Annotated in this window: 13 protein-coding genes and 2 pseudogenes; 6 read left to right on the plus strand and 9 right to left on the minus strand. The window is 59.2% G+C overall.

The window, feature by feature from the left end; all coding sequences use genetic code 11:
* Positions 1-9 precede the first annotated feature (9 nt).
* The 3 genes from IP86_RS02600 to IP86_RS02610 all read right to left on the minus strand — a co-directional run bounded on the left by IP86_RS02600 (position 10) and on the right by IP86_RS02610 (position 2,561).
* Positions 10-282, minus strand: coding sequence for a hypothetical protein (locus tag IP86_RS02600; RefSeq protein ID WP_011502598.1), 273 nt, complete (start codon positions 280-282; stop codon positions 10-12).
* 217 nt (positions 283-499) lie between these two features.
* Positions 500-754, minus strand: coding sequence for a hypothetical protein (locus IP86_RS28950; protein ID WP_041809693.1), 255 nt, complete (start codon positions 752-754; stop codon positions 500-502).
* Positions 755-788: 34 nt separating this feature from the next.
* A complete protein-coding gene (locus IP86_RS02610) occupies positions 789-2,561 on the minus strand; it encodes a metallophosphoesterase (protein ID WP_012495616.1) in 1,773 nt (590 codons plus the stop codon).
* Between the two features lie 400 nt (positions 2,562-2,961).
* Between IP86_RS02610 and IP86_RS02615 the strand changes: the two genes are divergently transcribed.
* Positions 2,962-4,173, plus strand: coding sequence for a hypothetical protein (locus IP86_RS02615; RefSeq protein ID WP_245264953.1), 1,212 nt, complete (start codon positions 2,962-2,964; stop codon positions 4,171-4,173).
* A gap of 151 nt (positions 4,174-4,324) precedes the next feature.
* Here the strand turns inward: IP86_RS02615 and IP86_RS28440 are convergent, their stop codons facing one another.
* Positions 4,325-4,480: a hypothetical protein gene (locus tag IP86_RS28440; protein ID WP_012495614.1), complete on the minus strand. Its 156-nt coding sequence runs from the start codon at positions 4,478-4,480 to the stop codon at positions 4,325-4,327.
* A gap of 1,419 nt (positions 4,481-5,899) precedes the next feature.
* On the opposite strand from IP86_RS28440, the pseudogene IP86_RS28445 reads away from it, so the two are divergent.
* Positions 5,900-6,049, plus strand: a pseudogene (locus IP86_RS28445) (IS21 family transposase); the annotation flags it as partial.
* Positions 6,050-6,060: 11 nt separating this feature from the next.
* Positions 6,061-6,436, plus strand: a pseudogene (locus IP86_RS02620) (ATP-binding protein); the annotation flags it as partial.
* A 972-nt stretch (positions 6,437-7,408) separates the two neighbouring features.
* Here the strand turns inward: IP86_RS02620 and IP86_RS02635 are convergent.
* Together IP86_RS02635 and IP86_RS02640 are read right to left on the minus strand one after the other, a co-directional pair.
* The gene (locus IP86_RS02635) at positions 7,409-8,047 is read right to left on the minus strand and encodes an acyl-homoserine-lactone synthase (RefSeq protein WP_011502592.1); all 639 of its coding nucleotides are present in this window, start codon (positions 8,045-8,047) and stop codon (positions 7,409-7,411) included.
* A gap of 89 nt (positions 8,048-8,136) precedes the next feature.
* On the minus strand, positions 8,137-8,859 hold the full coding sequence (locus tag IP86_RS02640; RefSeq protein ID WP_012495613.1) for a helix-turn-helix transcriptional regulator: 723 nt from the start codon (positions 8,857-8,859) through the stop codon (positions 8,137-8,139).
* Positions 8,860-9,469: 610 nt separating this feature from the next.
* On the opposite strand from IP86_RS02640, the gene IP86_RS29550 reads away from it, so the two are divergent.
* The 3 genes from IP86_RS29550 to IP86_RS28450 all read left to right on the plus strand — a co-directional run bounded on the left by IP86_RS29550 (position 9,470) and on the right by IP86_RS28450 (position 10,872).
* Positions 9,470-9,592, plus strand: coding sequence for a hypothetical protein (locus tag IP86_RS29550; RefSeq protein ID WP_283804766.1), 123 nt, complete (start codon positions 9,470-9,472; stop codon positions 9,590-9,592).
* Positions 9,593-9,595: 3 nt separating this feature from the next.
* Positions 9,596-9,991 (plus strand): DnaT-like ssDNA-binding protein, encoded by a 396-nt coding sequence (locus IP86_RS29670; protein ID WP_049760686.1) that lies wholly within the window; start codon positions 9,596-9,598, stop codon positions 9,989-9,991.
* Between the two features lie 719 nt (positions 9,992-10,710).
* Positions 10,711-10,872 (plus strand): hypothetical protein, encoded by a 162-nt coding sequence (locus IP86_RS28450; protein WP_156332363.1) that lies wholly within the window; start codon positions 10,711-10,713, stop codon positions 10,870-10,872.
* A 75-nt stretch (positions 10,873-10,947) separates the two neighbouring features.
* Here IP86_RS28450 and IP86_RS02645 read toward each other — a convergent pair whose 3' ends face one another.
* The 3 genes from IP86_RS02645 to IP86_RS28455 form a co-directional block, all read right to left on the minus strand.
* On the minus strand, positions 10,948-11,226 hold the full coding sequence (locus IP86_RS02645; protein WP_012495611.1) for a hypothetical protein: 279 nt from the start codon (positions 11,224-11,226) through the stop codon (positions 10,948-10,950).
* Positions 11,227-11,688: 462 nt separating this feature from the next.
* Positions 11,689-11,976, minus strand: coding sequence for a hypothetical protein (locus tag IP86_RS02650; RefSeq protein WP_012495610.1), 288 nt, complete (start codon positions 11,974-11,976; stop codon positions 11,689-11,691).
* A gap of 85 nt (positions 11,977-12,061) precedes the next feature.
* Entirely contained in the window at positions 12,062-12,220 is a 159-nt protein-coding gene (locus IP86_RS28455) for a hypothetical protein (RefSeq protein ID WP_012495609.1), read from the minus strand.
* Between the last annotated feature and the right edge of the window lie 886 nt (positions 12,221-13,106).

Raw genomic sequence — 13,106 nt, forward strand, 5'->3', positions numbered from 1 at the left:
CGCCTCAGATCAGTCGCCGAGCTTCGACCGCATCTTCCGGCCGGCCCCCTCGACCTTGTCGGCGACCTTGCGCATCCGTCCAGCCTCGCCAATCAGCGACTCGGCGACACGCCCGTAGACGTCGTCCGTGACAGCGCGCTGGTCGCTATTGGCACCGGCCGCGATCTTCGTCAGCAGGGACGGCGAGACGCCGACGAGCCACAACATCGGAGACTGCCACCTATCGCCGTAAAGAAGCTTAGCCACCGATACGATGCGGTCGTTCCGGGTTGTTTTCGTCATCCCGCATGCCCTCCTGGATCTCCAGGGGACCGACCACCGTTGGGGCGTGGGCGACGCGCTCCCTCGCCATCGCCACCAGCTCGGACGGTCGTTTCATCGACGCCGGCAACCGGACGACCACCTCCTGCTCCAGGGCGCCAGCCGCCAGCCGCCAGCCGGGGATGTGTCGCCGCCGAAAGGTCGACGCCCGCCCGCCACGTCTTGTCGAAGGTCGCCGTCACCGCGCCCGGCATCCCGGGCAGCAGCTCGATCGCTCCAGTTCGCCCATGTCGACCACCGGCAGGGCCGCCGAGATCGCCTCTTGCAGCACTTCCAGATCAACGGGGCGCAGCAACCCGCCCGCGAGTCGCGCCACCAACTGCCCCATCGTCATGATCTGCACGCCAAGCTCGCTCGAACGCGCCGCCGCCGTCCGCGCCGTGCGGCCGGCCAGCACCGTGTGAGGGATCAGATCGAGGATCTGAGACGCCAACCTTGTTCAGGCGGAGCTACGCAGATCGCATGATTCAAACGGCCGCCGTTGGCGGTGAATCCCCTTTGGCCGGGAAACTCAACGCGACTTTCTCGATAAGGTGAGGCTGTATCCCCACCTTCGATAAATACACTGGCACCTCTGGATCGGGCCTGTTCCTCTGGTGCTTTGGATTTGGATACCAATCGCTACGATTTGGCACTCGATCCAAGCCAATAGCATACACCTCGAAGCCATCCTTCTTGAGCTTCAAGCGCACGAAGTTCTTGTATGAGCCTAGCCTGAGTGAGCTGAAACCATCATTCCGGTTCATCCGCAAGAACAGACAGGTGAACAGCATGTTCAGCCCGAAGATAGTGCCGCCGAATACGAACCCGACAGGAACCATCTCAATCGCAAGAATTCCCAGCCATTCCCACAGCTCCCACCACCTTCCCGTCCAGGTGAAGTGATGAGCGTTGAAATCCGCAAACCAACGAGACGCCGCAATCGTCACCGCCGTCTGAACTACTGCATGCGCAAAGGATGACCCCCAGATCTTTCCTTTCTTCGAAGCCTCTTGCTTGAAGGAGTATCCGATCAGCCCCGCTGCGAAGGCGCCCAGGATGGCAACGTAAGCGTCAGGGTAGTCGTGCAGTGAGATCAGAACGGCGAACAGAAAATAGATCGCCCCCATGAGCAACGAGAAATCCCAATTGGTAAATGCAAAGAATATATTGCCGAACGTGAGCGCTCTACTTTTCGAGAACGACGGGTACGCTGCCTCAGTGGTCCTTTTGGCGTCCGAACGATCGGTCATGACGCCCAGCTTCAGAGTCTCCCTGTGATCAACGAAAAGGACTGAAACCTCCTTTTCGAGTTGGTGCGTCGGGTGCAAGAAGGCACCGCCGCCACCTGACGTTATGAACTGCCGGCCGCGATCGCTTTCATACCTACTATAGTGGTGCGTATCGCCCGAAAGGATGAGTGGGATTGAGTGGTTCTTACCGGCTTTGCGAGCAATGCCAGCTGCATACTCCATGATCTCCCAGGAGCTGCGGTTGGTATCTGTATACAGCCAGCCGGGTTCAGCGCTACACAAAATGATATTTGAATTCTCCGGCATTCCTTGCGCGATGGTCGTAAAATAGTCCGCCTGCGGTTTGTCCATGTCGTCCAGAAGTTGAACGTCAGTCGCCCAAAGCCACCAGTCTTCGGTTAGCCGAACGGCAAAGTAGCTTCGACGTTGGCACGTTCTTAGACTTCCAATGTGCCAAGGCTTTTCTTTGCAGAACAGCGCCAAGAAAAGAACCAGCCCGTCGTACCAGTCGTGATTTCCTGGAATAGCAAGAACCGGCCTCCCCTTATCGTCCGATTTGTCATGGTCTGGAGATGCCCATGCGTAGGGTTGTCGAAGCTGATTGTAGTAGGCCTGTCTGCTGGCCAGCGGATACACCTCGTCGCCGCCCATGATCAGAGCCTGCCCGCGAGGCAAGGGGGTAGTGACACCTTCTACAGTCAGTGTCTTCGCGCTAAGCAGGCTCGCAACGGCATATGTACTGTCGAATCCGTCGCCAAGATCTGCCACCCAATCGATCCAGATTTCGTCTCCATCCCCGTCCAGTTTTCCGCGAAAGGCCTCCGCTCGCTGGAGATGGACCGCCGGCTCCACTGTATCGAGTGCCGCAATAATTAGGCGCCTGTCCGCGTACTGGCCAAAGATCGACGAAACAACTACGTTATTGATTAGCTTTAGCAACAGCCACGGACTGAACCATCGCGTCATTCCCGGATAGCGCTTTGTATCGCTGAGCAACTGATCGGTCATCGGTATCACCTTGGGACGCTGAATAATTCAAACTTGACAACTTAGTGAGTCTTCACCGGACTTTCCAGCGGAGTGACAGTCGCACTTGACACGATGTCAATCGGCTGCCTCGTTAGGACGTCTTCTAAGTACCGAAGGGTCCCGCGCAATGGTGAGCCGCATCCCAAAGTCGCACTTCAGGCTGTGCGCCTTATTGGCACTCTGCATCCTAGAGGCGATCGTATCCCGGGCAATGGCACAATCATTACCGCCTGCGCCCGCGCCTCTGAGTGTCCTCGTGTCGGCACAGCCCGCGACAGGCAAGGAGGCGCCGGCGCCCACGGCAGCGAAACTCAAGGACGCAGCATCTGGCCTACGCACATCTAAAGACTCCGGAAATGACTGCGCTGGAGGCGAAGACATGCGCAAGTTATCCGCCTCCGCAAACAGTCCGGCGATTGTCTATAATGCCAAATTTGTGCCCGCTGGAGAAACCGTCGATTTTGGACTCTCAGATACCGCAAATGCAGAAGGCTTTTACTTCGCCATCTTGACGGACGATAGCAAAACCCCTCGCGACGACAGTCGTCATCGTGCGCAAGTGCGCAAAGCTGGCCCTAACGACGACCTGGTCGTCAAGCAGTTACTTTCTCCAGGGGAGAGGATTGTTTCGCTTTACGTCCGCACAGACGTTGCCCCTTGGTGGTGGTCGAAGCGCAATCTGTACATCTACCAATGTAGCGACCGACGTCCCGTGAACGTCAGTTATGCGCCAGTCTATATAAGCCCCCAGGGCGTCAGCTGGGCGGCCGCCATTGTTATGGTAGTATGCGTATATTGGCTCGTTTCGCGTGCATTCGCCTTCGTCTCGAAGAAGAAGCTGAGCGGGTGGGACGCCGTGAACCCCATCCAAATCACCGCCGGTCAAGACCGTCGAGGAAGCCTGTCTTCTTTCCAAATTTTCTTCTTCACTATGATAGTGTTTTCGATGCTGCTCGTCGTCCTGCTGCGAACGGGTATATTGTCCGATCTGTCGACAACAATTTTGGAGCTTATCGGGATCTCGGGCATTGGCGCCGCTGCTGCCAAAGGAACCGATAGTTCGAAAGGCAACCTATCCCCTGCGAACCTCACCTGGCTCCACAACAAAGGCTGGTATGACAGCCCCTCGGTAACCCCCCCGCGGGAACCGACGTTTTACGATCTAATCTCCAGTGACGACGCATTCGACGTATATCGCTTCCAGAGTCTCGTGTTTACCGTCGCAGTAGGCGTGGCCCTGTTGATCGGCGGACTAACGCAACTTGCCTCCTTTACGATCCCTCAGAACATCCTCGGAATCCTTGGCTTGAGCCAGATAGTCTACATTGCGGGGAAATTAGTCAGTCCTAATGATGCCGCCAGGCTTGATGCGGCCGTAACAGAGCTGAGGGAAGCCGAAGCAAAATTTCGAAAGTCAGCACTGACGCCCGGTAACCCACCTCCCGATCTGCAGTCCGCGATTAGGCAAGCTCCGACCGAGTATGGCGACTATCGAGAAAAAGCGACCGGCGCAGCCAAGCTCTTTGAGCAAATCGCTGGAAGATCGCCTGAGGATGGCCGCTTGGCGCCCTCGCTCGGAATTGGTCCTTAGGCCATCTGGAGCCGAGCGGCGAACCGGGCGTCGTCGTCGGAGATGCCGAGCGTACTGCCAACCGCACCGAGAGGACGATGGCGCGCTGCGCGAAGTCCTCGAGTGGGAGTGCCTGGTCGAGGGGCGCCGGCAGCTGGCCGGCATGGGCGCCTTAGAGGTCGAGCCAATCGCGATAGACCAGGGCGACGGCAAGGCCGTCCTGTATCCTGGAGAGCGACGCCGGCCCGGCGAGCAGGCGGGCAGCGCCCTTGGCGGCCTTCTTGGGCCGGTCGAGGTTTGGGAAGTGCAGACGTATGACGGTCCTCATCGCGGGCGCACGCGACGTCCAGGCGGGGCCATTCGACCTCAGGCGCCCTTGATGGGTATCCGAGGCTTCATTCCGCGAGGTTTTCGCGATCCTGCCCCGGAGGCTGCGCCAATGTGGACGGCACTGCCGGATCGGCCGCTCCAATCAGACTGGGCTGAGGCCTAAGGTCTGTCAAAGAGCGAGCGCGGGGGGTGACCACGGCACCTACGCGGGCGGTGAGTCGAACCTTGAGTCCTCTCGCGCCGCCCAGCCCAAGTGCAGCTTCGACTGAAGCTCGAGCCGAAGTTGACGTGCCTTTCGGCGCCAACATGCCGAAAACCTACTGTAACCAAATTCCGTATTTACTCCGCGCACGGGCAACCTTTCCAGGAGCACCGCCCGACCGAAGATGTCCCGAACGACGGGCTTTTCACGCGGCTCAAGACACAAAATAGTCTGATGTTTCGGACCGCAATCCACCCTCGGTCACACCGTTAGCAGACGCATGTCTCAAAATACCAGTGAGATCCTTCCTGCGCTCCCCAAGGCTAGTTGAGCGAAAGCGCGAAGCGCGACCCTCCGCCGCGGTATCGCTCCGGAGGATAACGCTCGTCATCAACAAATATCGACGGCGGGCCGGGCTCCCCGACGGAGAGGCTGGGCTTATGCCTACGCAGCCCCCCGAATACTCTTCGTCCGAGGGCCAATTGTAGTTCGTAGAGCCTCCAGCCGGAGTTCGCGTCGGCTGACCGGTCGTGTAAATTCAGTAGCTTCGCGGCGGCCGGGGTCACAAAGTGCGGTGGCTCACAGTGAGCAAGCACAACTTTCTACCGAGCATTGCATGACATTGGTGACGTTCGGCCGCCATCGGTTGAGAGAGATGCGGATCGATTGAATGTACTCAAAGCACCTTATTCATCATGACGCATTGGGCTAAATGCGACCTATAAAGAGCTCGCGGCGCGGCCGGTCAAGTAGGCCTCAGTGAAGCAAGGCTGACGGCGAGCTCTCATCATATTGTAGATTCTGTCGTTGTTCGGAAGATGCTGGCAAGGTTAAGCGAAGAGAGCCCGCAACGCTGCATCTTGTCCTGAAAGTCCTGATTGTCGGTCAGGTTGGTTAATTGGTCGATCGGCGACAACTTCAAGCCCACTTGCGCGTGACGTGGTCGCCGGGAACGGGGCGCAGGGAGTCTTGCTGTTCGCGCTCGGTTCTTCCAGCGCGGACCGATTAAGTGAGTGAGATCCCAGCAAATGCCGGCCGCTATTTATCCGGCTCTGTGATGTGCCCGTTTGAGAGTGCTATTGCCCTTTGAGCCAGTTTGTCTGTGATTGTATTTGGAATAGAGATCCCGCTACGGGGCTGATCTTCATCCAATCGGGGCCGCACGTTGCGACGGGTGCACACTGGTCTCCAGGACAGTTGGACGCCGCGATTTGGATGCTGGTTGTGGAGACGATCGCCAAGATTCGCCGGGTGCAGTTAAGCCAAGCCAAATCGATCAAGCAGATCTGCCGGGAACTGCGGGTCTCGCGCAAGGTGGTCCGGAAGGTCGTCAGATCCGATGCGACCGAGTTCCGGTATGTGCGTGGTGCAAGGCGCGCCAGGCAAGGCTGACCGATTACCTCCTCGCCTCGACCTCGTCATCCTGACCGAGCCCGGCTATCTGCCGTTCGCCCAGGCTGGCGGCCAGCTCCTGTTCCACCTGATTAGCCGGCCCTACGAACGGACCGCGATCATCGTCACCACCAATCTGACGTACGGCAAATGGCCAACGGCGTTCGGAGATCCGAAGATGACCACAGAGCGCTAGACCGCCTGACCCATCACTGTGACATCGTCGAAATCGGCAACGACAGCTGGCGCTTCAAAAGCCGTCTGACATCCCCCGTTGATCCGCGCGCGCCGGCTTCGAATTCCCGGCCAGCTAAGCCGCCAAGCACACAATCGCGAGTTCACCAGAGCGGTCCCTTTTGAACGAAAAACGGGGGCCCATTTGGGTGATGATCGACAGGCAGAAAAACGGAGCGCCGCGGAGAACGTGCAGGCGCCTCCCGGCGGGGCTACCACAAACAACGGTGCGGACGCGAAAATGAATCGGCTGATCATGACGCCAATCATTGGGCTGCTTGTCGCCACGGCGTCCGCCGAGCCCATCGATCCTAGCAGGATCCGCGTGATCGATGGTGACACCATCCGGGTCGATCGTAGGCTGCCCTATCAAAGGCTGGGATGGCTTCAATCCGCCCGAAACCCGTCAAGCAAAGACTCGCTCCGAGCGCGAGCTCGGCGTCCCGCCACTGCTCGGCTTGGGGAGATCACACAGGCGAGTAAGCTCGACTACACGAAGGTACCTTGCTCCTGCAGGCTGGGCACCGAAGGAACCATGCCCTGCAACTTTCGACGGCGCCGCGGAGCGCTCAAGGCAAACGGCGTCGATGTTGGTGAGATCCCGAGAAAAGAAGGGTTAGCCGTGCGGTCCTTGTGCGGCCCAACGAGTTATCCCAAAACACCAACCCCTTGGCGGTAAGCCGCGACCGAAATTGTCGTATCTAGAGGGGCGCTTCGGTTCGAGGCTCGCCTTCGTTCGACGTTCTGCTATCGTGCCTCCGGCGGAGCGCTGTCTCCAGCACAGTCATCTGAAGAAGGTACACCGCATGTTCGAGTTCCAGTTGCCGGGCTGCGCCGAGGCATTTCTCGAGTCCGTCTATTAGCTGCTCGAATAGATCGTCCCGATTCATGTCTTCGATCCGGTGGATGCGTATGGTTAATAGCACTACGAACTCGCGTGCCGAGGGCGAAGCCCGGCTGATCGAAGACGGGCTGCAACTCGTGCGTATATTCCAACAGATTCGAGATGTTGAACTCCGCCGCGGAGTCATTGCCGCGGCGGAGGCCGCGCTTCTGTGTCAGCAGGCGAGATCTTCGCCGGGACGCCAACTCTCCTGATCAGTTCGAGGCAGCTCGGCTCAACCCGCTCTTCTCCATCGCGGCGAGCATTGGGCGGTCATCGCCGCGCGTCTCTCTGAGACGCAGCAGAGTGCGCTGGTCGAAGGCCGCCGTCACAGCCACCACGCTGTCCTTACCGACCTCGTGGGGAACTCCCAGTGGAGCGACCCTAAAGTGCAGTTGAACCAGGCGAAGTAGCCAGATGGGGTTCATCTCGATGATGATCTTCGAGACCCCGTTTTGAATTCCCCACTCCACGATTCCTGAGAGGAGCATGTTGCCGATTGGGCTCAGCATCCGCCCGCGATCACGGCACCCCGGTGCAACGCAATAGCGCGTCCACTCCCAAACGTCGGCGGCGGCGGGCGGCTCGTCATCGCAGAGATGACGAAGAACGGTCGAGAGCAAATTGGGCCGGATCGACGGAAGAAGCCGTTGATATCCGAGCAGCTTCTGGTCCTCCACATAGAGCATGTGAACGGCATGGCCGTCGTCAAACTGGTCGACCTCGCGACCGTCTGCTCGCCGCAACTCCTCCCAACCCATTTCGTCGACGAACACAGAGTGGCGCAGCCGGAACGCCTGCTCCATCAGGCCCTCGTACTGCGTAAAATTCTCAGCGGTAACAAGGTGGATCACTCCGAGATCTCCTCTCCAACGTGATTGTTGGGACGGATAGTCGCCATGATCATACTTTCTGAGAAGTACGCTTTTCCGTACCTTGACAGTTAGTGAATCACGCCGGCTCGCATCGCTTGAACGACCGCCTGGACCCGATTCACAACTTGAAATTTCGATTTGATCTGCCGGGCCACTTTATCAACGAGGTGTTCCGACACCTGAAGTATTCGTGCTATCTCCCAATCGGTTTTGCCTTCGGCGATCCAGTGAAGGACGTCGGCCTCTCGGATCGTGAGAGTGACGGGGGCGGGCGGCCGCTCTCTCAGATGCGCGGCGCGGGCGAATGAATAGATCGCCATCATCTGCACTGGCCCTCTGAGGTGCGGCGGCAGTTCGGTCATCGCCCCCGCGATCGAGAGACCTGCCGAATGACCGTCCAACGTTACCATCGGCACGGTGAAGCCCTCCTTGAGCCCGAACTCGGCAGCCTCCCCGAGGATGCGGTGGCCTGCCGGCGAATCGTGATCCCAAAGCTCGGTCCAGGAAAACGGGACCATAGAGCTCGTTACCCTCCGAATTGCTGGATCGGTGAAAATATACCCCTTTGAGAAGTAGCGCCGGCTCCAAACATCTGGCCATTGATGAAGTACAACGTTCGCGATCTGCTCTTTGGCCGATGTGCCGGGAGTCGGGATAACGCCCGCGATCACGTGCGAGAAGCCATGAACCTGCACGGCGGCCAACAACGCCAGCGCGACGGCGTCGGGTGTGTCCGCGCGCTCCACGTTACCGACAAAGTGAAGTGTTTCGTCCAAGGCGCGCCGCGACATATCGCCTTGCCCCGTGCAACTACGAAATTCTAGGTCATCAGACGCTGATCGTGCAACGCCTTGTTGCAAGGTGATGACGTTGTCTGCCGGTCTCCGCGGCCATTACCGCAACGCTCCACCAGACGGCGGTCGCCGCGAAGCAGCAGCCCGCTCGAAACGGTGTCCGTCGGCGGGTCTCCGGCGCTCTGAAGCCGGCGGCCGCTGCCCTGATTCCTGGTGACGCTCTAAATGTGGCGCTTCGCCCCGCGACCTTGGGCTTCGCGACGCGCGGATGCGTCAAATCCTAGCGACATTGCGTTGGCAACTCAGGCACGTCCAGGTGACGACATGGGATGGGCATGGCTCAGCTGGTTGTTCAGCGGGAAGCGGCGCTTGGTGCCGGCTGCAGGGCTGCGCTCGGCTGTCACCGAGGACAATTCCGCGCTGGCGGAAGACTGGGGGAGAGGATTTGCTGCGCCTGTTCGCCCGACGACGCAGACGACGCGAACGCTGCCCCCGGCCGCTTCATCGGCGCAATCGCGCCGACCGCCGGGCCCGCGCGGCAAGTGGTACGCCAAGAACGGCACCACCCGCACCGCCGGCCCGTTCGAGACCGAGACCGAAGGCCAAGGTGGCGATGGCCAGCGACGGCGTCGACGATGCCGCGCAGTGGGTCGAGCAGAACGAAGGCTCGAGCGATCAGCAGCCGACCGGCGATGCCGCGCCGGCGGCCACGCCCGGCACCGGGGCCTGATCGATGCCGCTGGTTCTGGAAGACGACACGGGGCGCGCCGAAGCGGAGAGCTACGTCAGCGCCGCGAATTGCGCGTCCTATGCCGTCTCACGCGGTTTCGCGTTCGACATCACCGACACGGTGGCGACGGAAGCGACGTTGCGCCGCGCCACTGCCTTTGTGGATGCCTATCGGGCGCGGCTCCCAGGTTATCGGGTCAAGCGTCGCGGTCAGGCCTTGGCGTGGCCGCGCGCCGCGGCATACAGCGACGTGCCGTTGGGGGCCGCAGTCCATGCGCCTATTGCGGCGGGGCCTTCAACCCGGGCTACGACCACATCCCATCCGACGAGGTTCCGGCGGAGATCATTCGCGCAACCTGCGAAACCGCGGTGCGCGAACTTGCCGCGCCTAGCTCGCTGATGCAAGATCTCGAGCGAGGCGGCGCGATCAGCAGATCACGGTCGGCTCGGTATCGATCACCTAAGCCGGCAGCGCACGGGCTGGCACCACCCACCCGATCATCGAAACCATCCTGGCTCCAATACTCGTTGCGGGAAGCGAGAGGCTCTTCGGAACGATATCGCGACGTTAATCGTCGGAGAACTTCACGTCGAGGAAGGCCCCTAAAGTAGCGCTGATTCGTGGTTGTGCACGAGGCAAGCTCGGGCTCTGTTGCGTTTGCGAGAGCAACTTCGACGATTTCGACATCGTCAGCGAACTGTGGTCCATCCGACGCACGGGAGCAGTAACTGAAGAGCTGTTCTAAACCCATCGAGATCTTGACCACCCTGACGTTGTCACTCGCGAAATCTATCGTAGCGCTGCTTAGATCGGCTTGGACGACGTTCATCCAATCGAAGTAGTTCTTGTTCGACCGTCCGCCACGTAAACGAACCCGAAAGTACCCCATCCGTCTCGCCATAGCTTCCTCTCGGCGCCTCGGATATCGATGCGTCTCCATAAGCGTCAGTCCCGCACACCGTCTATGGCGCATTGAAGAATCTCTTCTTCGACGCAGCGCTGACGCGGGACGTGCCGCAGATCTCACCCGATCCGGCCGACCCGCTACCGCCGGGGCTGCGTCGTATCCATGCAAGACGCTTGGGACCGCGTACGCCTACTATCGAGCAAATGGCATCGTGCAGGCCAACGACCGCCAGGTTCTGGTGCTGGCCGCCAGCCTTTCGGGGGTGACGCCGTTGCCGGGCGATCGGGTTGCGGTGCGGGGCGTTACTTTCACGGCGAACGCGACCAGCACCGATCCGGCTACAGCCGTCTGGGAAATTCAGGGACGGATGTGAGGAATGCGATGGCGACCGAGATCCCAGCCCCCGAAGAGATGTTGGACGAGAATCCTTCGCCAGCGAGCTTACGTCCTACGGCCTCATGTCCCTGAGGAAAGCTTTCACGGAGGGTACTTCCGGGTCTTCTGCGGCGATAAGCACGGCGAATTTCACGGCCGATTCATTGTCGTCGGATTCCCGCGCCGCTTTGAATCCCTCCAGGATTAGAGCGACTTTAGAAGCATCTTCCGCCATCGGATGATTGAGAAAACTATCAACAGAAACGATTACCTCGCGAAATCGACCGATTCCGCGCCAAGCGGCCATGTCCTTCACAAACGCAGCGACCTGTTCAGCAGTGTATGAAACCATAAGACCACTCCTCAAAATAGGTGGGTCGAATATCGCATCGCGGGTATCGGCACCAGATTATCTCGCTTGGGCCATTGCGGATCCTTTTGGTCGTCGGGCTTGCATCGAGTATCTGTGACAACAATGGAACGCTGATGGCCGCGAACAGCTTCGAGGCGCTGATCGACCAGTGGGATCGAGGCGGCGCAGATCAGTGGCCGAGCTCCGCCTGCATCTTCCGGCCGGCCCCCTCGACCTTGCCGGCGAATCACCTCTTCCGGACGACTCACCGATCAGCGCATCAGCGAGCCAACGGCGGACGTTGTCCGTGACCGGTCGCTGGTGAGTCTCGCCTCTGGCCGCGATATTCCTAAGAAGCGACGCGACATCGGCGCTCCCCAAGCGGTAACCGTAGAGCAGCCGCCCCACCGATACTATGCGGTCGCTGCGGTTGGACTACGTCATCAGATACTCCGAGACTTCCTAAATGTCGTACGATGTCGCGACGTAGTAATACCCCGCATCAGCAATAGCTTCTTCAACAGCAGCACTGTTTTCGGTGTCAACGGAATCGTCTACCGAGGCGATGATATATCCGCTGTCGCGGTCCCAGAGCTCACTGACAATTCTATATTTCGGATTTAGCCCGTCGATTCCTCGATCGATATCTAAAGCCTTTGCGGCTCCGATGGCATCATCTTGATCGATAGAAGCATCACGGACATCAAACACCTCCAGACTTTGGTTGCAAATTCCGATCAATTTCGACATAGCCAACCTCAAACTTCTCGTTTCCCTGATACCTCAATCCGGCAAGGCTTCTTGGCCGCCCGGAGTGAGGTCGATGAATGGTCGATCAGACGACTTCTTCCGACACTCTCCAATCTCGACGGATCCGAGCAGGATACGCTCGCGCCGTAAGCGAGGTGCCGTGGTCGATCTCGATGTTCTTTCCGGAGATGTCAGCGATGTTGTGGCAGACGTTACCGGCGCTGTCGATCAAAATGCAGCGCATCGTCCTCTCCTGTATCACTTCCGTCTTCGTTGCCGCACTTCCTGTACTCGTACGGCACTGACGATACGTCAACTGCATAGATATGTTTGTCGTAAACGCCGCGGTGATCGGCTTGGAAGCTAGTTGCAGTTAGCCTGCTTTTGATGCGGACTGGTCAGAGATGGTGGATGGAATAAGTGACGCCGAAGTCGGAATTGAGAAGGTCGACGCTCCAAAACAACGAGCAAAATTGATGATCCTCAGACTTTCCCTCAAATATGGGATACGGTTCGAGACAAAGTAACCAGATTGCGAGGGAATAGTGCTCTCCACAATTTCCACAGGAAGCGCCAACGACTGATTTACTTTCGGTGTGCTATTTAAAGACAGCGATCCTGAACACCGAGACGATCACGCGACCAAGGACAGAACCTCAGTACCGGCGACACGCGGAGAACGGCATCCATGCGGGCCACGCTACGACCGGTGGGCCGGATCCGGGCCGCTTCAACTCGTTCGCGGCGGCTTCGGGCTGACGCTGCTCGGCGCGCCGTCGCGCTGATGAGCGACATCTTTAAGACCATCTTCCTATTGAACTGTTTCTGCACCTGGCGGTGGCGCAGTGGCGGGAGCGCGACGGAAGGAGCGGATCGCCGAATTTCCGGCCGTCAGGATTCGGATTGCGTTTGACGACCGGAACGGGTTCTGGGAGCGCGGTCGCGAGCCTGACGGCAGCGACCGAGTTGCTGCCGACGGTCTTGCCCCCCGACGATTGCTGGCCGACAGGGGCCTATGACGCGAATAGCCTACGAGACTGGCTGGCAGAGCGCGGCGTCAAACCTGTGATCCCACCCAATCCGACGCGCGGACCCTAGAACGAATCATATGCGAGCAGAATTGCGTCGAG

Source organism: Rhodopseudomonas sp. AAP120, from assembly GCF_001295845.1.
In the GTDB taxonomy this organism is placed as follows: Bacteria; Pseudomonadota; Alphaproteobacteria; order Rhizobiales; family Xanthobacteraceae; genus Rhodopseudomonas.

What these genes read in the sequence shown, in the direction of transcription:
- IP86_RS02600 (WP_011502598.1), bottom strand. Translation starts at nt 282, where the DNA reads ATGACGAAAACAACCCGGAACGACCGCATCGTATCGGTGGCTAAGCTT.
- IP86_RS02610 (WP_012495616.1), bottom strand. Translation starts at nt 2,561, where the DNA reads ATGACCGATCAGTTGCTCAGCGATACAAAGCGCTATCCGGGAATGACG.
- IP86_RS02615 (WP_245264953.1), top strand. Translation starts at nt 2,962, where the DNA reads ATGCGCAAGTTATCCGCCTCCGCAAACAGTCCGGCGATTGTCTATAAT.
- IP86_RS28440 (WP_012495614.1), bottom strand. Translation starts at nt 4,480, where the DNA reads ATGAGGACCGTCATACGTCTGCACTTCCCAAACCTCGACCGGCCCAAG.
- IP86_RS02640 (WP_012495613.1), bottom strand. Translation starts at nt 8,859, where the DNA reads ATGTCGCGGCGCGCCTTGGACGAAACACTTCACTTTGTCGGTAACGTG.
- IP86_RS29670 (WP_049760686.1), top strand. Translation starts at nt 9,596, where the DNA reads ATGCCGCTGGTTCTGGAAGACGACACGGGGCGCGCCGAAGCGGAGAGC.
- IP86_RS02645 (WP_012495611.1), bottom strand. Translation starts at nt 11,226, where the DNA reads ATGGTTTCATACACTGCTGAACAGGTCGCTGCGTTTGTGAAGGACATG.
- IP86_RS02650 (WP_012495610.1), bottom strand. Translation starts at nt 11,976, where the DNA reads ATGTCGAAATTGATCGGAATTTGCAACCAAAGTCTGGAGGTGTTTGAT.
- IP86_RS28455 (WP_012495609.1), bottom strand. Translation starts at nt 12,220, where the DNA reads ATGCGCTGCATTTTGATCGACAGCGCCGGTAACGTCTGCCACAACATC.